This is a genomic window from Petrocella atlantisensis, assembly GCF_900538275.1.
Taxonomy (GTDB): Bacteria; Bacillota; Clostridia; order Lachnospirales; family Vallitaleaceae; genus Petrocella; species Petrocella atlantisensis.
Genome location: NZ_LR130778.1, coordinates 1,340,001 through 1,360,628 on the forward strand (window position 1 = coordinate 1,340,001; position 20,628 = coordinate 1,360,628).

The 20,628-nt window shown below is 34.2% G+C and carries 15 protein-coding genes and 1 pseudogene (1 of these 16 cut by a window edge); all 16 read right to left on the reverse strand.

Annotated features, from left to right (window positions below; translation table 11 throughout):
• Nucleotides 1–1,300: the 5' portion of a heavy metal translocating P-type ATPase gene (locus tag PATL70BA_RS06325; RefSeq protein WP_456299497.1), read on the reverse strand. 809 nt of this gene lie to the left of the window's left edge; the window shows 1,300 of its 2,109 coding nt (coding positions 1–1,300); its start codon is at nucleotides 1,298–1,300; its stop codon lies off the left edge, out of view.
• Between the two features lie 123 nt (nucleotides 1,301–1,423).
• Nucleotides 1,424–1,789: pseudogene (locus PATL70BA_RS17210) on the reverse strand (cation transporter); the annotation flags it as partial.
• 13 nt (nucleotides 1,790–1,802) lie between these two features.
• Entirely contained in the window at nucleotides 1,803–2,177 is a 375-nt protein-coding gene (locus PATL70BA_RS06330) for an ArsR/SmtB family transcription factor (RefSeq protein WP_125136583.1), read from the reverse strand.
• Between the two features lie 413 nt (nucleotides 2,178–2,590).
• Entirely contained in the window at nucleotides 2,591–4,186 is a 1,596-nt protein-coding gene (locus tag PATL70BA_RS06340) for an antirestriction protein ArdA (protein WP_172596133.1), read from the reverse strand.
• A 220-nt stretch (nucleotides 4,187–4,406) separates the two neighbouring features.
• Nucleotides 4,407–5,150 carry an IS21-like element helper ATPase IstB gene (gene istB / locus PATL70BA_RS06345; protein ID WP_125136585.1) on the reverse strand — a complete coding sequence of 248 codons (744 nt, stop codon included), beginning with the start codon at nucleotides 5,148–5,150 and terminating at the stop codon, nucleotides 4,407–4,409.
• A complete protein-coding gene (gene istA / locus PATL70BA_RS06350; protein ID WP_125136586.1) occupies nucleotides 5,150–6,691 on the reverse strand; it encodes an IS21 family transposase in 1,542 nt (513 codons plus the stop codon). Before istA ends, istB begins: the two co-directional genes overlap by 1 nt.
• 141 nt (nucleotides 6,692–6,832) lie before the next feature.
• Nucleotides 6,833–7,603 (reverse strand): hypothetical protein, encoded by a 771-nt coding sequence (locus tag PATL70BA_RS06355; RefSeq protein ID WP_172596134.1) that lies wholly within the window; start codon nucleotides 7,601–7,603, stop codon nucleotides 6,833–6,835.
• Between the two features lie 289 nt (nucleotides 7,604–7,892).
• Nucleotides 7,893–8,216 carry a hypothetical protein gene (locus PATL70BA_RS06360; RefSeq protein WP_125136588.1) on the reverse strand — a complete coding sequence of 108 codons (324 nt, stop codon included), beginning with the start codon at nucleotides 8,214–8,216 and terminating at the stop codon, nucleotides 7,893–7,895.
• Between the two features lie 3 nt (nucleotides 8,217–8,219).
• Complete coding sequence (locus tag PATL70BA_RS06365) at nucleotides 8,220–8,615, reverse strand: hypothetical protein (protein WP_125136589.1); 396 nt, start codon at nucleotides 8,613–8,615, stop codon at nucleotides 8,220–8,222.
• Complete coding sequence (locus PATL70BA_RS06370; RefSeq protein WP_125136590.1) at nucleotides 8,605–10,419, reverse strand: dynamin family protein; 1,815 nt, start codon at nucleotides 10,417–10,419, stop codon at nucleotides 8,605–8,607. The genes PATL70BA_RS06365 and PATL70BA_RS06370 overlap by 11 nt, the downstream gene beginning before the upstream one ends.
• Complete coding sequence (locus tag PATL70BA_RS06375; protein ID WP_125136591.1) at nucleotides 10,412–12,205, reverse strand: dynamin family protein; 1,794 nt, start codon at nucleotides 12,203–12,205, stop codon at nucleotides 10,412–10,414. Before PATL70BA_RS06375 ends, PATL70BA_RS06370 begins: the two co-directional genes overlap by 8 nt.
• The gene (locus PATL70BA_RS06380; protein WP_125136592.1) at nucleotides 12,198–12,923 is read right to left on the reverse strand and encodes a hypothetical protein; all 726 of its coding nucleotides are present in this window, start codon (nucleotides 12,921–12,923) and stop codon (nucleotides 12,198–12,200) included. Before PATL70BA_RS06380 ends, PATL70BA_RS06375 begins: the two co-directional genes overlap by 8 nt.
• Nucleotides 12,920–15,316: a dynamin family protein gene (locus PATL70BA_RS06385; protein WP_172596135.1), complete on the reverse strand. Its 2,397-nt coding sequence runs from the start codon at nucleotides 15,314–15,316 to the stop codon at nucleotides 12,920–12,922. Before PATL70BA_RS06385 ends, PATL70BA_RS06380 begins: the two co-directional genes overlap by 4 nt.
• A gap of 270 nt (nucleotides 15,317–15,586) precedes the next feature.
• Nucleotides 15,587–17,431, reverse strand: a complete 1,845-nt coding sequence (locus PATL70BA_RS06390) for a recombinase family protein (RefSeq protein WP_172596136.1) — start codon at nucleotides 17,429–17,431, stop codon at nucleotides 15,587–15,589.
• A 155-nt stretch (nucleotides 17,432–17,586) separates the two neighbouring features.
• Nucleotides 17,587–17,745 carry an SHOCT domain-containing protein gene (locus PATL70BA_RS16230; RefSeq protein ID WP_172596137.1) on the reverse strand — a complete coding sequence of 53 codons (159 nt, stop codon included), beginning with the start codon at nucleotides 17,743–17,745 and terminating at the stop codon, nucleotides 17,587–17,589.
• A gap of 29 nt (nucleotides 17,746–17,774) precedes the next feature.
• Nucleotides 17,775–20,021: an ATP-dependent DNA helicase gene (locus tag PATL70BA_RS06395; RefSeq protein WP_125136595.1), complete on the reverse strand. Its 2,247-nt coding sequence runs from the start codon at nucleotides 20,019–20,021 to the stop codon at nucleotides 17,775–17,777.
• Between the last annotated feature and the right edge of the window lie 607 nt (nucleotides 20,022–20,628).

Consider the following 20,628-nt stretch of genomic DNA (forward strand, 5'->3'; position numbering starts at 1 on the left):
CAAATGCTGCATATTCAATCAATTCCTCATTTGTAAAATCAATTTGAGAGTTGATATTCACAACTTCAAATACACCCTTTGTTAGCGTTCCCGTCTTATCGAAAACAACTGTTTCCACATTGTTCAACGCTTCAAGATAGTTACTGCCTTTTACTAATATACCTCTCTTCGATGCTCCACCAATCCCTCCGAAGAAGCCCAATGGTATTGAAATTACTAACGCACATGGACAAGATATAACTAAGAACACTAAGGCTCGATATATCCATGTAGAGAAAGTTGCACCGGGGATCACCAATGGAGGTATGATTGCTAAGGCTAATGCTCCAAAAACTACAATCGGAGTATAGGAACGCGCAAATTTTGTTATAAATTTTTCTGTAGGAGCTTTCTTACTGCTGGCATTCTGAACCAGATCCAAAATTTTAGATACAGTTGAATCACCAAAATCCTTTGTTACCTCTATTGTCAAAACGCCATTTTTATTAATGAATCCGCTCAATGCATCGTTTCCTGGCTCGAGTTCACGAGGAACAGATTCCCCTGTTAACGCTGCAGTGTCAACCATTGAGTTTCCTTCTATAACCTTGCCATCGAGGGGAACTTTTTCTCCTGGCTTAACAATAATGATGTCACCTATGTTTACCTCTTCAGGAGATACTTTCCTGATCTCATTGCCAACTTTAAGATTTGCATAGTCAGGACGTATATCCATCAAAGCACTTATTGATTTTCTGGAGTGACCTACAGCTATATCCTGAAACAATTCACCTACCAGATAGAACAGCATAACTGCTACACCTTCTGGATACTCTCCAACGAAGAAAGCACCAATGGTAGCAATACTCATTAGAAAATGCTCACTGAATACCTGTCCACGGGCAATACCTTTTATTGCTCTTAAGACAACCTCTCCACCAACTATAATATAACTAATAATAAATAAGGTAAGCTCAAGCCAATTTTGGAAATTAAAGATGATTCCCACGGCAAATATTGCTCCACCGACCACAAGTCTTATGATTTCTTTTTTGTTGACACCTTCTTCTTCCTCTTCATTATTTTCTTTTATGTTGGCCTTAGATGTATCTTTCTCAAAAACAATCTTTACATCCGGTTCGATTTTTTTTACAATGCCTTCAATCTTCTCATTTAATTCAGTGCGGTTTACTTTCGGACTTATTTCCATTGTTAGTTTCTTCGAAACAAAATCTACTGCAGCAAACTCCACTCCTTCTAAACCGCTTATTTCTTTTTCCATTTTAGCTGCACAATTCGCGCATCCAAGTCCTTCAAGCATTACTATGCTTTTGTTCACCTTTTTCTTCTCTGCATCAACTATTTTAACATCCGGCTCAAGTTTACTAACAATGGATGTTACTTCTCCAAGAATTTTACCAAATTCCTTTTTATCGACCGCTTCAATTGTCAGCTTCTTAGATACAAAATCAACGGTCGCACTATTTACTCCTTCGAGGCTTTGTGTTTGAGCTTCAATCTTTGCAGCACAATTCGCGCAGTCAAGTCCTTCAAGTATTAATACTTTTTTATTGCTCTTGTTAACGGATTTTTCTTTCACTACCACATCCGGTTCGTGCTTGTGCACTATGGTTTCAACTTGCTGTAGTGTATTCTTATACTCTTGCTCTGATTCAGTTTCTAAAGTCAATGTCTTGTTCATGAAGTTCATATAGGCTTTGACTCCATTTAATTTATTAACCTCATCTTCAATTTTAGCTGCACAATTTGCACAATCTAAACCTTCTAAAATTACTTCCTTCTTTAACATTACTGGCCCTCCTTTACTTTCTTTCTTCTAAAATATGAATTAATCCCTGGTCAAATATTTGCTTTACGTGTTCATCTTCAAGGGAGTAGAATACAATCTTTCCTTCTCTTCTGCTCTTTACTAGTTCAGCCTGCTTTAAGACTCTTAGCTGATGTGAAATTGCTGATTGGGTCATATTTAATAAGAATGCAATATCGCAAACGCACATCTCTGCTTCATCTAACGCCCAGAGTATTTTAATTCTTGTTGAATCCCCAAAGACCTTAAATAGCTCCGCAAGATCATATAGGTTTTCTTCTTGAGGCATTTTTTCTCGAACTTGATTAACAGTATCCTCATGTATAACATCACAGTCGCATCTTTCAGCTGGTTGAATTTTCCTTGCCACATTACCACCTCCAATATTTCAATTGTATACTTGAACAGTTATTCATATGTTTTATTTTACTACCACAATAATAAGATGTCAATAGATACTTGAACAGTTATTCAAGTGAACGAGCAATATATTGTCTATTTATACTTGATGAGGGTTTTAACGATTAAAACACCGCCAGATAAAGGATAATTCTCATCTATTGGCGGTTAGTTATATGCATTATATTTCTACATCAATTTCAGCGCTGGGCCTGAACTCAACAGTCATTATCATCTAAGACTGTTAACTTCTCAATAAGCCGTCTCACCAATAGATCATCATATTCTGCGAGTTGACATGACTGCGTTTTCAACCAATGCATTTTGCCTCAGTTCACGCAAGCGGTATATCTCATCAGCCACTTCGTTATAGTGTTGTATCGATTACTCGTCAATTTGGATTTCAATTCCAGACTTAAATTCCACAATGAAATAGTCATCATAAACCGTTATCTTTTCCAAGAGAGTCCTTACATAATCTTCTTCATATTCAGTCAACTCGCAAGGCAGATCGTTAAGGAAACGCATCATCTCATCGAGTCGTGTTCTCAGATCCTGTCGGGATGCCTGCTCATTTTGAAGGGCCTGCTTCTCATCACGCAGCCTTCTAATCTCCATACCAAGCTCATCACCGGTATTCTTAGAATTAACGGTTGCCAATAGCTCAGATGCTTGACCAGTTACCTCACTCTTGATGAGATCCAGTTCTTTTTCCGTTAAGTCATCATTAAGTGTAAAAACTGCAACCCCCATCAGTTCACCGCCTACTTCTTCAACTGTGAACTCATATTTTGAAACCTTTGCGTTCAAGCTGTCACGTTCGCTATAGTATTTCATCATCCCCCTTTGTTCCTCGCCTGGCAATCTGCGTTTTTCAATTGCTTTTAGGATTTCCTCTTCGTATTTAGTGAGCTCATGCGAAGAGATTTCTTCAGAATCATATGATTTTTCCATGTAGCCATAGTCATTTTCAACATCATAAGTGACGGCTATCAGAGGCATATAGAGCTTCATTTGATGAACTCTGTCAGTGTTTTGAATTGTCATACCGAGATTCTCTAGTAGAACATCCTGCAGTTTCATACTCGAACCATAAAAAGTAATGTAACCGTTATGGGTCATAGCGCCACATTCATTATTCATTCTTTGCTCGCCATACCTTTTAAAATCAATGTAATCTTCAAGATTTTCATCGTATTCAAAATGGCCGGAGTCACATATCATAAATCGCCCATACTCTTCTGCACTTCTAATACCATCAAACAATTGAAATTCATGCATATGATCTAGTAAAGCGTTTATTTCATACAGGTTTCTTGGTCTGATGTACGCCATTAACTTTTCAAAATATTGAGATTCATGACCACCCATCTCTTTAAAGCGCTTTGAAAAATCATTTAGCCTGTTTACCTTGGCCGCCATCGATTCATCATTGCTAATGAACTCAATCAACCTATTAGGTAACATATCGCTTTCAAAGGAAAGTTTACATTCTTCGATGTCCTTAACTTCTAATCGAATCAACGCCTTTTCAATAGAGCTAGAAGGGCACGGCATGTAAATGAACTCCTGATCTCCATGAGCTTCAAAACATAATGTAGCTATTTCACTTTGCCAGTAATAACAAGGAAAGTGCCTGCCATCATAAACCTGTTCAGGTTGATTTCTATTTTGATAAAGGACTCCATAAGGTGTTACAACTTTCATTGGACTGAATTTCATAAGTTCATCAACCACGGCTCTTCCATCGATTGCTTCAAGTTCTTTTGTAGTCGCAGCACCGACCTCATTGAGATATACATCCCTTCCCACCGCATTCAGATTGCTAAAATCACTGATGACACTATAACAATGGGCATTTGTTGAAACAATTATTCCAAGCTCCTCGCAGATTTTACTAAACTTTTCTTCTGCAACGGGAAACCAAGCTTCTATAGATTTCTCATCGATGTTGTTTGATTTCTTAATTGTAATGTACATTTCGTATCCCTCCATTTCATTTTGTGACAATAAAAAAACCACATCCTACATTTTGATTTTGTAGAAGGTGGCTTAAGTGAACTTTACTTGGAGCGCTGTCGCTGAATATTTCGCTCTGAGAGAGCATAGTGTACGCAGTTGACTGAGCCACCCTCACGCTCAGAATGAGCCAGTCTGTTAGTGGCAGAGCCACCGCTCTTTTGAGCGGCAGCTCATGTATTTATTCTTTTATTCCATATCGTTCCCTCATTGAAGTTTTACCATCAATGAATATTTTATAGGAGTCATGTACGATACGATCAAGTATTGCGTCTGCTAGGGTGCCTTCACCAATCTTCTCGTGCCATCCACCAGGTGAGAATTGTGAACAAAAGATTGTCGAATTTATTTGGTGACGTGATTCAATTAGTTCTAGTAAATCTCTTGCCTCATTACCTCTAAGAGGTACAAGTAACCATTCGTCTAGAATTAGAAGATTAACTTTTTTGTATTGATTAAGCACCTTTTGAAAGATACCCTCTCCACGAGCTACAGTGAGTTCGTCAAGAAGTTCAGGTAACCTTACATATCTTACGGTATAGTAGTTTCGACAGGCGGCTATACCAAAGGCACAGCTCAAATAGGATTTACCGTTTCCAGAAGCACCCATGATAATAATGTTGTGGTGATCTGCTATGTAATTGCACGACCCTAATCTTATAATCTGTCCACGGTCAAGTTTTCTGTCTTCATGGTACTGGACATCCTCAATACAGGCATTGTGGAATCTAAATCCAGCCTTTTTCATAAGTCTTGCTAGTTTATTGTTCTTTCTTCTCGACCACTCTAAATCAACAATCATACCAAATCTTTCTTCGAAGGAGAGATGATCATAAGATGTATCATGAAGTTGATTTGTATAGTTGTCCGCCATAGCATTAAGACGCATTTCATTTAACTTGTTGATGGTTGAATTATTAAGCATTAGTTATCCCTCCCATAGTAGTCAGCACCTCTAGTGAATCCATAATCAGAGGATTCGTCGCTGGAAGGGATAAATGGTTCTTCGACGATTTTGTCAGCACCTGTTTTAAGGATCGTCTGAACACTTTTGTAATTAGGCTTGGGTGTATAGGTTAATGCTTTTGCACAGGCAGCTTCTAACCGTATCACCGAGTATTTGTCAGCTGATTTTAGTAGCGCCATGCACGCTCTATAGGTTTGCTGCTCAAGACGCCTTGATGATAATATCGCTTTAATCACAACTTCAGTATTTGGTCCAATGTCTTTAGCCCAAGAAATAAACCGATCAGCATTCCATTCATTGTATTGCTTATGATTTTCGGGCATATGTTCTGGCAGGGTATGATACTGTCCCGGACGACCATGTAACCTTATATGTGAAGCGATGCGATGGGTTTTGTAAAAGACTTCAATAATGTTTTTTGTAACTCGAACATCTACTTTATTTTTGATATATTCATAGGGAACAGAGTAATGCATTTTATCTACACTTATGTGATAATTAAACTGTACAGTTGCTATTTTCCAGGTAGACAGCTCGTACTGGGTTGCAGGTAAAGGTATAAGTGTATGTTTCTCTTCAGAGTCAAAGACACTTCTTCTGCAGCCCTCTTTCTTTTGAAAAGGCTTTTGATTGAACTCTTCAAGTTTATCTTTGATGACTGTGTTAAGTTCATACAAGGTAAAGAACTGTTGTTTTCTAATAGCAGCAATAATCCAGGTAGAAATAACGCCAACAGTACCTTCAGCAGTAGGCTTATCTTTTGGTTTTCTGACTCTGGCGGGAATGACAACTGTTTCATAATGTTCAGCCATCTCGTGGTAGGTCTTATTAATGATTGGTGTATACCACGAAATGCTATCAACACCTGTCTTAAGGTTGTCAGGAACTAGTATTTTAGTGACACCACCAAAATACTTAAATGCATTGACATGTGCTGTAATCCAGCTTTCCATTTCCATAGATAGAAACGCCTCTACATAGGCATATGAGCTATATGGTAATGATGCTACAAACACATACGCTTTAATGATTTCACCAGTTGTATTATCGATGATAGAGGCTGTTTTGCCAGCCCAATCGACTTCCAACTTCTCGCCGGGTTTGTTGTGTATCCTCATCGTTGCTTTTGTCTTACTGGCATAGCTACGATACATTTTACAAAACTGAGTGTACATGAAAGGAATTTCTCGATTAATTCGACATTCCTCATTGTACTCATGCCACAGAAGACTAAGCGTTACACCTGATTTTGCCAGTTCCTTATGAATGTAATCATAGTCTGGTGCTTTACGATCAGAAGTGGCAATCCTTTCAGGGAAGTAGAGCTTTTCGAGCTCGGCATTGGATAAGTCCTTTTGCAAGGGCCATGATAAATCATGTTCCTGCGCCTTGTGAAGTGAGTTAGATACAGTGTTCCTTGAGCATTCAAGACTGGCAGCAATTCCGCGTCCGCTGATGCCAAGACTATGAAGCCTTAGGATTTCTTTGTGGTTGGTCATATAGTTGACCTCCTCGAGTTATTTACACGAATAATGTGCATATACTCATTCTATCCTAATGGCTCTGCTTGCGTCACTGTGGCTCATTCTTAGCGTAGGGGTGGCTCATTTAGTGCGTACCCTTGGCTCAAGTTTAAAATATTATTCAGTCGCTCCGTATTTGGCGATGAGTATTGAATGAATGATTGCTTTAAATGCCTGATCACCTATTAAAAACTTGTCAGCGATTTCATCCATTCTGATATATTCTCTTGCCGTATAGATGGTCTTTGCCATTTGATAGATGGCATAGCCATCAGTGTTGATGCCGCTTAAATTCATTTTCTTAAAATCAAAACTATCAGTATAAACATGATCCTTAGCTGCAGACCAGAGTTTATCATCAGCAGAAAATAGAAATAAAACGGCCAGATGGATTGAACTTCTATTTTCAACTGGAATCTCTTGTAGGCGACAGACAGAACCGAATCTCCCTCTGTGTGATTGGCTTATGAAAAAATCACCTGCGCAGTTTCTAATCAAATACTCAAGACGACTTTGAAGCCGGTGCGACTTACACTCATGAAAGCAACTTGAAATGAATCGATCATAGGATGCACCTCTACCATTACTTTTCAGACATCCAATATCTAAATCAAATCTAAATTGCTCTGGTAAGGTTGGCAAGACCTCTTCTTCTTTTTCTTGTGCATCTATCTTTCCAAATCCGTGTACCACAATTATTCCTCTACCCCTTGGTGAGAAATTTGGAACCAACATCATCAACTGCTCTAGCTCTTGAAGTTCTGAATCATTCATAAAATACTTTGACATCTTTTTTCCCTCTCTTTCTGGATTTTGAACATAAAAAAAGAGGCAATGCTCATTGGTCTCTTCTAATTGACCAGTAAACTTTGCCTCATAATTATTCATTACTTAAATATTCATTTGTGTTATCAAAACTAATGCAAAACCATCGGTTTTTTCGATTTTAACCAATGTCATCTATATTTTAGCCCTTTTTTAGGGGTCAAAAAAGGTCATTTTTTCGTCTGTTTTTTGCCCAAAATTCAGACCAAAACCACTATATGTTGTGGTCAAACTCTACTATTTATCGCTAGAACCACTACGCGTCATCAGAATTATCGCTTCTACGTGGCGGGTATAGGGCTTAAGAATATATGAGACGGATGGGGTATGGTGGGTAAGAATACTTGTCCTGTTAACTAAAATTATTTTTTTCAATAACCAACTTTCTTCTATATGCTTTTATTTCTTTTATATAACAATCTAACGCCGATATTTCAGTGATGTTAAACTGTCTTTTTAGGCGATCATATTCAATCTTTAATTTATACATCTCCAAATCAAGAATCTGAATTCCTTTAATAATGATTGAAGATTTCATTCTTCTACTTTCAGCTTCAACTTTTACAAGCTCTACATAACTCTCATGAATCAAATCTGCAAGTCGATTATATTCTTTTTCTTTACAAAGATGAACAATATCCTTTGTCATCTCCACTACATCATTTGAAATAGTCATATATTACTCCATCGTATTAAGAATGTCTGAAATAACTTTTGTAAATTCTTCACCAGTCAGATTAGAGGATCCATTTTTATTATAAGTATAAAAATCTCTTAATAAATCCTGTACAACTCTCATCTTATCCACTGTATTTTTAGTATCAACATTTTTTCTTAACACATATGCTTCTGCTTCTGTAATAAGCATCTTTCTATCTTCAGCCATTTTTGCAAGTATGGCGTCAGACTGGACTTTCATACGATTAATATCTGTAATATCCTTAGCAAGTTCAATAATATTTCCCATATTGTCAGCTAATGCATCTTGAAGTTTATTATTAACCGTACCACTGCTACTAGTATTTGCAACCTTACCTCTTCTTGATTCAACAACCTCGAAATCTTTACTCATCATCTTCTCCTTTATATTCAATATCAACTTTTACTTCTTCCAGTTTTTGTTTTAGCTTTTCTACAGAAACAATTGTAATATCCTCGGCACTCTCATCAAATGTAAAATTACTCACCCACATTTCAATTTCATCATTTACTAATTGTATATTTTCATCTTTTAGTTTTTCAAGATCTTCTGTGAGAATAGTAACAACTTCATTCTTCCATACGTTTATACCTTTTTTTGTTGCTTTCTTCAATTTCTTTTGCCATGTCAGTAAATCAGTAATAATAAAGAGTGTTTCAATTATGACACTTACACCTATCCCTACAGCTTTAGCTGAAGTTGCACCTACTTTACTTAAAAATTTTGCAAGATTATTATGAGTCTCTCTAGAAAAAGTCTTTCCAAACATATCTCCTGCTTTTTTCAATAGATGTTTTGCACCATTTGCAATCCCCGTTCCTCCTCGACCTGCGAACTGCTTAAAATAATTCAGAACTGACGCCTCTAATATTCTTCCCCCACTTTTTTTAATCAAGTTTTTACTCAGTTTAACAAATGCATCATTAAAATTAAGTTCTATTGTTTTTTCAATCCTACATAATGCAATATTCAGTTTTTCACCAATCTTCTTATCCAAGTCTCTTAATGTTAATTCAATATAACTTTTTATTATTTGCATTTCTTTTGAAGTTTCATTAGATAGCATATATTGGTTTATATATGTAAGCATTTCATCTTGATTTAGTTTACTAGAATCATCAATTTTACTATTTATTGCTTTTCCAACTAATAAACTTGCATTATCTAATTTAACTGGCATTGCCTCAATAAGTTTTTTGAACGTAGGTTTTATGAGCTCTTCTTGAATCTCCACTTGAGTCCTTCTAAGCTCATCAACAATTCCCTTGATTTCTTTCTTTTCTATTTCACTACTCTGTACCTGTATCTCTTTCTTAATAATAACATGTTCACAATGTTCTACCAAGCCGAAAATATACTTAGTAAAACATATTTCAAGCTCAATTTGGCTCTCTTCTGCATTAATCGTATGTCCTACGTAATTCCAAAGTTCGTTACATTTTGGTAAAGGATATTCATCATTTTCACATAATTCATTAGATATAAGTATAGTCTTTGGTTTGTAATGCAAAAAATCAGAAACGTACTCTTCAATTTCAGACGAACGTATATCACCATTTACAGCTTCTTCTGGTACTCTATTAATAACAAGTACTATCTTTGTTCCTTCTGTAATAACTTCAGCTGCCATTTTCAAGAAATTTATATCATCTTGTTGTATTCCCACCTTATAAGAAACAACATATACTAACAAATTACTTTCAGGTAGAATATTCATTAACACCTTTTCATGTTGATCTATCAATGAACCATATCCTGGAGTATCAAACAATCTTAATGCACCATCCACTGCAAATTTCTTTGGAGCATTAATTTTTAAGCGATTGAGCATCTCATCTGGATTTTTGTTTAACTCATCAAATATTTCTTTATCTAACCTTTCTATGCTTGCATCATTATTGATTGCATAATACTCTAGAACATTTATTTTATCATCAAAACAAATCTCAACAATAGCTCCTGTTGAAGGACTGACACTGGTATAAAGGAGATGTTCTCCTAATAAGCCATTCAACAAAGTAGTTTTTCCGCTACTAGTTTCTCCAAATAAAACTATAAAACTATCAGGACTTTTTATTCTATTACCTAGAAACTTAGACAATTCTGTTAATTTCTGATCACCAATTTCATCAACTAAACTCTCAACAATTTCAAAATTTGATAAGATACGATTATTCATGGATGTTCACCACCTTATTTTTCAAAAAAGTTAACTCATTTTCATAATTATCTTTAGATTCGAGGTTTATTTTTTCATTTTCAAGTTCTCGTAGATTCTTTTCTTTTAGTATAGCTAGCGCTTTAATTCTATCTGTATAATACTCATTAAGTCCATTTTCTATATTAGCATAGACTTCTTCAAAACCCTTAGTTATCTGCTTTTTAAATGTTTGGCATACTTCTTCTATCACTGGTCTTAGTTCTCTTTTAGTTTTCGAAGCTCTATCCGCAGTCACTAGTTGTTTACTTTTGCTTCCAATTAATGAAGATAATACTGAGATAATCAATCCAGTTCCAATTCCAGCAACTGCACCTATAACAGTTCCAGCAGGTCCGCCAATCGCCGTTCCTGCTATTGCACCTACTTTTCCACCAACTGCAATCGAAGCAAATACACCACCTAAATTACCACCAATTTTAATGCCTGCTTCCATTCCCTTTTCCCATTTAAAAGATTGTTTCTTGTTAAATTCATATGCATCAAAAGAACAATTGTTTTCACTTGCTACAACTTCACTTAGTTCTTCGACAACGCTTAATATCTCATCGATTTTTTCATTTAGATAATTTAAAAAATTATCGTTAACCATCTCAAATTCTTGAACTTGGTAATTTTTGAAAATTTCTGTAAGACTTGCGCCATCTACAATCCCACCATCTATAACCGTAAAAACATTGCCTCTTATGTTTTCCTCAGCTTCTTGAACCCATTTTCTCAATTTCAACTTAAAATCTGATTTATGTATTTCAGATGTACTTTTTACTTTATATATAGTTCGTCTTATCTTCTCTGTATTTTCTTCAAAGTCCAATTCATGTTTGATAAATTTTTCTTCCAACTCAATATGTGATAAATTAATATTCTCAAGTTTATCTTCAATAGATTTAATAGCTAAATTTATATAGTTTTGAACCCTCTTACTGAATAGTTCATCTGCTTCAATTCTCCAATGTTCATCAATACCATGCAACTTCTCAATAAAGTCTTGTATTCCAGAACTGGCAACATCATCTGTTTTGTTTTGGATTATTCCCCTTAAAGCGCTATAGGCGTTAACTGTCTGAATATTTTCCACATAATCTATATTTATTTGATTAGCGATATCTTTTAAAGTTAAATTATTAGTTTCTAAACCTTCAATGACTTCTCTATCTGTTTCATTATTCCATCTATTCATAACAAACCAAGCATTATTTAACATTTTCCATGCATATTTAATGAACATGGCTTCTGTTCTAGTAATTGGTGGATTAACTCTAATCACAAAAATTGCAGTATATAATTTTTTCAAGTAATCTTGAGTTACTTTTTGATTACTTTGAGTCAAGCTACCCACTCCTGGTAAATCGACTAATACTAGACCTTTTTTTAACAATTCACTATTTTGTGCAATAACTATATGTGAAATACTCTTCTCATTACCTATATTATAATTATTATCAACATATTCTTTTATCTGATTTTTATCTATTTCTGTAAATTCACCATTAAGTTTATAAACTGTTACTGACTCTTTTTCACCATATCTCACCTCTACAGGGATACATGTTGTTTCATCAGCTTCATTAGGCATAATGTTTACGCCGAGTACCGAATTCAATAAGGTGCTTTTCCCAACCCCTTGTAGTCCTAGGACTGGTACTAATATTTCGGGTGATTTCATAGCAGTTTGCATTTGTCTGATCAGATCACCACTTCCACCTGCATATTTATTTAGTATTTCAAGTAATTGATCTTCAATCATTTTCTATCCTCCTGAACCATTTTTTATAAAATGGTAAACTGTTATATTCGGCGATACGCCTAATCTTATCAATCTCAATAAGTAGCTTTTTATTGTTCTCTTCATTTATATTGTTCATTTTTAATAGTTCAGATGAATTTGTACATAATATTTCATTTGCATTATTACCAAAACGTGATACTTCATCAAAAACTTTTTCAATATGTCCACCGATATCTGAATTAAGTTTATTAACTAATTCGGTATATTTTTCTTCTTTTGTTCCATAATCATCCGTTATTTTTTTTGTATATCCTGCAAACATATTATTTATATTAGATTGAATGGAACTCATTTCATTTTTGGTTTCGGTCAAATTATTACTAACTTCATTTACAGTTTTAGAAATCGAAAGAAACTTATCATTCAATCCATTAATTCCTTTATTAATAAGTACACCTGATTCTTCATGGGACTTACTAGTGCCAGATATTTCAGCTAATATTTTTACTTCAAATTCACGATAACCCTTATCTACTATTGAGTTTAAATCATTTGCTAATTTATGAATTTCAGCTAGTTTTTGATTTAATTCTTGAAATTTCCCATCCAACTTTTTATAGGACTCACTTGTTCCTTCAAAAATAGTTTCATTCAACTCATCAGTAATATATGTCATTATTTCTTTCGTGGCATTGTCAACCGAAACAATGTTTTCATATTTTTTCTCATTCTTCATATTGTTTTTTCTCCTCCATAATCGCTTCTAATCAAATCACCTATGACTTCTGCAACATTATCATAAAACAAATAGTTAAATCTTTCTTTAAGAATTTGAATTACTTTCTGTTCTTCATTAAGTGATTGACATGGTTCTATCTGGTTATGAACATATGCAAGATTAAATAATGGATTATCATCATTAATTAATAGCATCCCCATATTAGTTTCTATCACAAATTCTTTGTAATATTCTGAAAGGTTGTATTTCATTTCACTTATTCCGTTCGCCGCTATAAGGCTATCAAAATCCTGAATTACAAAAAAAACTCTGTCTTCTTTGCTAATATTCTCACTTAACTTTAATTTATCGATTTGTTTCTTAGCTGCTCCATCTTGATGTGCATTAACCAAAATATATATACTTAATGACTCATTCTCATTCCTTAACTTTTTTATTTTCTTTATACTCGGATCTGCAATATATATATAATTATTTATAACGACTCCTTGTGTTTCCACCTTATCCATCAACTCATCACTTATTTTTATACCCATAAATCTCCAGCTGAAATTTAACAAGCAATGCATGTCCCAAGCTAAAATCATTTTTTTGGTAGGTGCATTCACATTGATTTCTGCTTTAGAAAGAGAACTCTGGTGAATTTTTCTCATTAAAATTCTAGAGAGTTCCATTACTCCTTTTTGATACTTAGATAATTCAATGTTTTGCAATGTTTTATCTTCTTCAGTATCATCTGTTTCATACAGTGTGTAGTTGGTTCCATCCTTCTTACTATCAACAACTAATTCCTCAATTAAAATTTTTAATGCTTTCATAACTGATGATACTTCAGTTGTTTCAACAATCTTTTGTTGCCGAAGCTTATAACTATTTCTTTGTTGTTCTATTTCAATATTCATTTGCTCAATGCTTTTCTGTGCCCCATAAACCCAATTGCTAATTGTATTCATATAGGTTTTATGAGCTCTTCTAACATATACATCAATTTCATTAATAGTTCTAGTCTTATCTAGTACATCACGAGGGACATTTTCATATTTATAGCCCCAATTCGAGTTACCGATTTTATCCCCTATCCATCTTGAAAAATTCGAAAAGGCACCAGCTTTTTCAGTCTTTTTTTGTATCATTTTAATTTCTGTAATAACTTGAGGTTCACTTATCTCATTGAATCCATTTACCTTAACTAAATCACGTAAAGGTATATTTAATGATTTTGCAACTTCACTAAGGATTTTATTATATTTTATGATATAGGAAAGTATATTAGATTCGCAGGATTTAACGCGCTTCTTTATTTCACCTAATAATTCATTTACATTCTCATCTGTTATTTTTTTACTATACTCTTTATTAACAGATTCCACAGATAGTTTCTTCATCTGAAATTCCAAATTCTCGTTAATACCTTTAAAACTGGAGCTCAATTTTTCATCAATACCTTCATATATGAATTCATCTTTAACTATAAGTGATCCATCTAAGAATATTTCTTCTTCAGATATTAATTGAATAAATTTAGTATACAGTGAAATACTTCTTTGGTTTTCAATGTGCGGAATATGCTCTTCTACTAATGAATTTAATTTTTTAACGAAAGAATTATAATGAGATGAATGAGGTGCATGTTTTCCTATTCCTCTGTTCTTCATTGCGTTAAGTGCTGAAATTTGTATTGTCTTTATCAAAGACTTGTCTTTAATATCAGACTTATCAATAATTCTTAGTAATCTTTTCTTGTGTTCATTCCCTATCATATGTTTAGTTTTTGTTCCATCCGCACTTTCTTCTAATGAATCAAGCATATTCTGGACAATTATAATTGGACAATTATGTCTTGCAACTGTATTTAATACCATATTAGTTTTAGCGTCACTATTTGTTTTTAAAGTAGTAACAAATACACAAATATCTATCGTAGGTAATAGAACTTCTAGAGAGAGTTTCTCATGAGCTTCAAGTTTGTATGCATCTAATCCAGCACTATCAATTAAAACAATTCTTTCATCAATATCAAATCCAGGAACTGTCAATAGGATATCCTCAACTTCTTTAATATTGCCAGCATTCTCGTCTTCGTCAGTATATTTCTTTAAGTTGTCTTTTGTTAAATATCCACCCTCAAGTGTAACTATTTCACCAGATTTAAATGTAATAAATCCTTTTCTGTCTTTAGATTTAATACAGCTTACCAACTGACTAGAAGACGGTTTCACCGCTGTAGAAAGCAATTCTTCTCCTAAAATCGCATTAATCAAAGTAGATTTCCCACTGCTTGTAACACCTATTACTCCAACTCTTACTTTATCACTCTTCCACTTCTTCTCTCTAATATTCAGCCAAGCCAATTCTTCACAATATCTGTTTTTTGTTGATTCTTTTGACATTATTATTTGACGCGCTTTACTAATAAATTCTAGACTTATCATCTCTACTCATCCCCATATATCAAAGTTATAATTAGAGTTTATCGAATATTACGAATTTTTGCAAACTATTTCGAATCAAAATATCGATAATATAAAGACATATTAAATCTTCTGAATTTAAATATCATAAACGTCGATCCAAACATTACATTTAAGCATAACTAAAAAAAAGCCCTCTAATCCATCGATTAAAGAGCTTTTGCTTACCACTTTTTCTTTATAAAATTTTTATATCGCAAATCGCACATTAATATAATCCTTCATCTTCTTCTCAACAAAATCATCATCTCGTTTATTGAAGGTAAAATACTTAGTATAATACTTAAACCCCAACAAAACCAAAGGTTCTTTCCGATCCAGCGAGTCGCCAAACAGATCAGTTTCTGCTTCACCATCCAAGACCACTTTTACTTCCTCAATCCCATCTAGATTTACTCGAAGACTACTTAGTACATCATCATCAACTTCCAATCCAGATTTCAACACAAATGTTAACACCTTGGGCATTGCTTTGCCTTTATTATCCACAGCACCAACAACTACCTTTTCAATAATTGCATCGAGAATCAATCGATCAAATCCTTCCAAGGTTTCATTCTTATTAAAGGCATGTTTAAAGTTCCTTATGCGCATTGATATGGATTCTTCTGAATCAAGGGTATATTTAATCGTACGCTTTTGTTCAACCAATCCTTCTTGTTCCTTCATGAACTTAGCATGCTTTTTTGTATAGGATTCCAGATCAATATTATCTTCAAGGCGTAAGTCTATCAGTTTTTGAATTTTGTCTTCAATCTTTGCTATTTGATCAGAGAGTTTTTCATATTCTTCTTTTAATGATGGAATATCTAAGGCTTGCTCAATGTTAGTGACAAATTCTGTTATTACTTCTTTGTTAAGATCCGTCAGCATATTATAGCCTTGTACAAAAGCATCCTCTAAATCCGTTTCTGCTATGGCTTTGCTATGGCTACATGCCTTCCTTCCATTTTTGATGCTATTCATACATTGCCAGGTATATTTCTCATGTTTCGTTCCGCTATTCCACTGACGGCGCATTAAGATTGATCCACAATAGGCACAAGTACATATGCTGCTAAATGGATATTTTCGACTAAATCTTTCGTTAATGGTTTTTGATCCATGCACCCGACTTCTTTTTTGTCTGATTTCTTTGGCTCGTTCAAACATCTCATCAGTAATGATTGGCTCATGATTATTTGAAACATAAAATTGATCTCGCTCACCAAGATTTTTAAGTCTCTTATGAGAAATAGGGTCTGTTGTAAAAGTTTTTCCAAGTAATAGGTCACCTTTATATTTTTCATTCTTCAAAATACCAAGAATCGTTGAATCTCGCCATCTAGATAAACCTTTTTGTGTCTTGTAGCCAAGATTTCCTAGTTCATTTGCAATAACCTTTCCACCAGCACCTTCTATATATCTACGGAAAATATACCTTACAATCTCTGCTTCTTTCTCATTCACTTTAATGGTTTTATCTTCTTTATTATAATCATATCCTAAGCAACCGTTATAGCCGATTAATTCACCACGCTTCATTTTCATCTTGAAACCCATGGTAACATTAGCTGAGATTGATTCACTTTCTTGTTGTGCTAAGGAGCTTAAGATAACCAATAACATCTCACCATTCATGGTTAATGTATTAATATTTTCCTTTTCAAAAACTACTGCAACGTTCTTTTCCTTTAGTGTTCTAACATAATTCAGTGTATCTAATGTGTTTCTCGCAAACCTAGATATGGATTTAGTTATAATCATATCGATTTTACCAGTCATGGCATCATTGATCATACGTTGAAACTCAATCCGGTTTTTAGTACCGGTACCTGATATCCCTTCATCGGCATAAATATCCGCAAGTTCCCAATCCGGTTTACTTTTTATCATCTCTTTATAATGCAACACTTGTGAGTGGTAACTTGATTGCTGTTCTTCAGAATCAGTACTCACTCTACAGTACGCTGCAACTCTTTTATTATCATTAAGAACTGAAGAATATCTTCTCGCTCTTTTTTTATCTGCTTCAATAATTTGTATATTTGACATTACATAACCTCCTGATATTTCTATGGCCATGTAAGAAGCCTAACATAGGCTATCGATAATGACCATATTTCGTCCATTTCTATTTTTGGGTATACTGAATAAACCATACCCGAAGGTATGGCCATTCAAATAACTATTTATTATTTAATCATGTATTATGCAAGTTTTCCTAACTGCATTCCATAAGTACCTATTTGGTATTTTTGCTTCATATACTCGCGAATCTTTTCATATTCAAAATCGCTTAAGAGCTGTCTATTTTTCATCTGATTTAACAAGGCTATTTGCTGTGTAAACTTCATTCTATTATCCATGTGTTTTCCTCCTATTATCAATTGATTGATTATTCAAAATATTCTTTCTTCTTTTTCTCTCGTAAAAATTGTTCTATCTCCAATGTTGAATCAACAACTGTATAATCTGGTAAAGCTTGAAGAACTGCTTCATGGTACTTAGCACCTTTTGTCGCTCGTGCATCTAATATGCTGATAACACCTGTATCCGTTTCTTTTCTAATAAGTCTCCCAATACCTTGTTTCAACTTGATCAGCATCTGTGGAACAACTACAGCATTGATGTAATCATCCATTGATGCATACATGGTTCTTTCATATTCACTAATTGGATCTGGTATCGGAAATGGTAATTTCACAACAATTAGATGGGATAACGCATCACCAGGAATATCCATACCTTCCCATGCACTACCTGTTGCAAAATACACACCATTTTTCGCTTTCTTAAATTCATTAACCGAATCTTTTTTTCCTCGTTTCATCTGTACCAATTCATATGCCTTTAACCTTGGTTTCAAATGTTCAAATACAATCTTCAAAGGTTTATAGGATGTAAATAAAACCAATGCGTGGCCATTAGATGCTTTGACTAATGCTTCTATCTTATTTCCAATTTCAATCAAATATTGCTTATCAATATAGCTTGGATAAGGTAGGTTTTCCGGAATGTATAACAAACAATTCTCTTTATGATCAAAAGGTGATTCTTTAGTGACTTGATGGATCCTATTTTCAAAAGCTACTTGCATGCCAAGTTCCTTTTTAATATAAGAAAAATCCTTATGGACTGCTAAGGTTCCCGATGTTAATAACTTTGAATCATCTGTGCTCCATAAATCTTCACCTAATACTTTACTTAATGCTATAGGTATTGAAGCAAGTACACCTTGACCTTTCAAGAACGGTTGTTCCATCCAATAGATAATACCCCAATCTTGAAAAACTCTAAGCTCCTTAATACACCTCTTTAGGTCCGACAAATATTTATTGTCTTCACCATGATCAAATCGAATTAGATCCTGAAGGTAAGATATAATCCGGCTCAAATACACTCTTGATTTGGATGTCAAAATAGTTTCAAACTTCTCTGTTTCATCTCTATTAATATGCTCTGGTATGTTAGTAACAAGCTCTGCAAAGAGTTTATTAGAGTCTTTAATGACTTCTTCAGCAGTTTCTTTAAACTGTCTTGCTTTAGTCGTATTCAGCTTCTTTGGGATCGCTTTGTTAGCTAAGTTATACAGATTCCTTTGACTGATACTTGCACCATACATTTGTCTTGCAGCATCAATTAGTTTATGCGCTTCATCAATTACAACAATCTTATGATTAGGAAGCAGAGCTGATAAATTTCTTTTTCTTCTTAGAACATCAGCAAGATAGTAATTATGATTGCATACTTGAAAGTTTATACTTGACTGTTTAGCACGTTTCATAAATTGCTGGTATCTGCATATATTCTTTTGCAGACACACTTGGCAAGAATTATAATTAACACAGATTCGTTTTTTATCGTACTGGCTGATACCTTTCAGCTCATCTAAATCAATCTCGTTCAATGATTCAACCTGCCTTAGAATTATCAACTCCTCTAGTTTCTTTTTCTTAGGATCAATATTCTTTATGTAATCTCTTAATCTAAAGTCGCACAAATAGTTGTCTTTGCCTTTTCGAATTACACTAGTTATTGGCTTATCAATAATTCCAAATTGCAAAAGCATTTGGGATATTTCAGGTAAATAATCTTTTACAATAGCTCTTTGAAGCTCAATGCTAGATGTGGTTATAATAACTGGTGTTTCTCTATGAATCTCGATGCCTGAATATAATCGTTGAACTATTGCAGCGACTAGATAGGCATGTGTTTTTCCAAGTCCTACAGGTACATCACTTAAGGATATATTTCCTGTTGTCATCATTTGATACATATGTAGTGATAGTTGAATTTGTTCCTTACGGATGCCATACCCATAATTAGTAAATACTATTTCAAAAATAAATCTAACCATTTCTTCACCACTTTTTGGAAAGTGCCTACCATAAAAATCTAACACGCTCAGTTTTTTATCTAATAAAATATCCATAGTATCTTGGATAGGTTGTTTTTTATGAAATAAATATTGGTACTCTCTAGTAATAAAATTCATAGCATGATAGGTATATGTTTTGCCTGTAAATTTTTCAATTATCATACAGTCTTTATTTCGTTTAACTATTTTGTAATCTGATCCACCTACTACGCCTGTTGCTATCCATTTTGATAACAATGGTTCTGTTAAATTTTTGTTTTCCATACTGTTTTTCTCCTCTACTTTTATTGCTTTTTAGTTTAGATTTAACAGTACAAATCCACACCGAAGGTTTCGATACAGATGTATACTGTTAAATCGTTTCTTGTACATCACATTTGCTTCCTGCTCCCCTGATTAGGGCAATATATTAGGCGAACAGTGGTGACTGTTCTCATAGAACGAGCACAAAGCTATCGGCTTCCAAGCTAAGGCAACATTCTCCCAGTGCGGTCTGCACAGGCTGTTATCCATACGATGATTAGGACTTAACAGAAGTATCATTTAGATTCCCCTTACAGGTCTTGGCGATTGATTCAATAACCACTGAATCATTTGAACCAACTAGTATCGCTCAGACTTTCATCTTCATGGCGTAGTCGTTAATGTCGCTTTCCTTTTATGGCTGTAAGGTAACGTACCTAAAATATTGAATATAAGTCTGAAATACATGACTGTTTTTGAATGTTCGCGAGATTGGTTATACCTCCCTCACCTTTTAAGCCGATCTGAGAGTCAAAGTGACGCACTTTTTTCAAAAGTTTTTGAAAAAGTTATGCACCAAGGAATGCATCATTCATATTTATGCACTCCTTAATGCATCATTTCAGTT

Excerpts from the sequence above, each read along its gene's own strand:
- PATL70BA_RS06340 (WP_172596133.1), bottom strand. The coding sequence starts at position 4,186 with ATGTACATTACAATTAAGAAATCAAACAACATCGATGAGAAATCTATA.
- istB (WP_125136585.1), bottom strand. The coding sequence starts at position 5,150 with ATGCTTAATAATTCAACCATCAACAAGTTAAATGAAATGCGTCTTAAT.
- istA (WP_125136586.1), bottom strand. The coding sequence starts at position 6,691 with ATGACCAACCACAAAGAAATCCTAAGGCTTCATAGTCTTGGCATCAGC.
- PATL70BA_RS06355 (WP_172596134.1), bottom strand. The coding sequence starts at position 7,603 with ATGAATAATTATGAGGCAAAGTTTACTGGTCAATTAGAAGAGACCAAT.
- PATL70BA_RS06360 (WP_125136588.1), bottom strand. The coding sequence starts at position 8,216 with ATGACTATTTCAAATGATGTAGTGGAGATGACAAAGGATATTGTTCAT.
- PATL70BA_RS06365 (WP_125136589.1), bottom strand. The coding sequence starts at position 8,615 with ATGATGAGTAAAGATTTCGAGGTTGTTGAATCAAGAAGAGGTAAGGTT.
- PATL70BA_RS06370 (WP_125136590.1), bottom strand. The coding sequence starts at position 10,419 with ATGAATAATCGTATCTTATCAAATTTTGAAATTGTTGAGAGTTTAGTT.
- PATL70BA_RS06375 (WP_125136591.1), bottom strand. The coding sequence starts at position 12,205 with ATGATTGAAGATCAATTACTTGAAATACTAAATAAATATGCAGGTGGA.
- PATL70BA_RS06380 (WP_125136592.1), bottom strand. The coding sequence starts at position 12,923 with ATGAAGAATGAGAAAAAATATGAAAACATTGTTTCGGTTGACAATGCC.
- PATL70BA_RS06385 (WP_172596135.1), bottom strand. The coding sequence starts at position 15,316 with ATGTCAAAAGAATCAACAAAAAACAGATATTGTGAAGAATTGGCTTGG.
- PATL70BA_RS06390 (WP_172596136.1), bottom strand. The coding sequence starts at position 17,431 with ATGTCAAATATACAAATTATTGAAGCAGATAAAAAAAGAGCGAGAAGA.
- PATL70BA_RS16230 (WP_172596137.1), bottom strand. The coding sequence starts at position 17,745 with ATGGATAATAGAATGAAGTTTACACAGCAAATAGCCTTGTTAAATCAG.
- PATL70BA_RS06395 (WP_125136595.1), bottom strand. The coding sequence starts at position 20,021 with ATGGAAAACAAAAATTTAACAGAACCATTGTTATCAAAATGGATAGCA.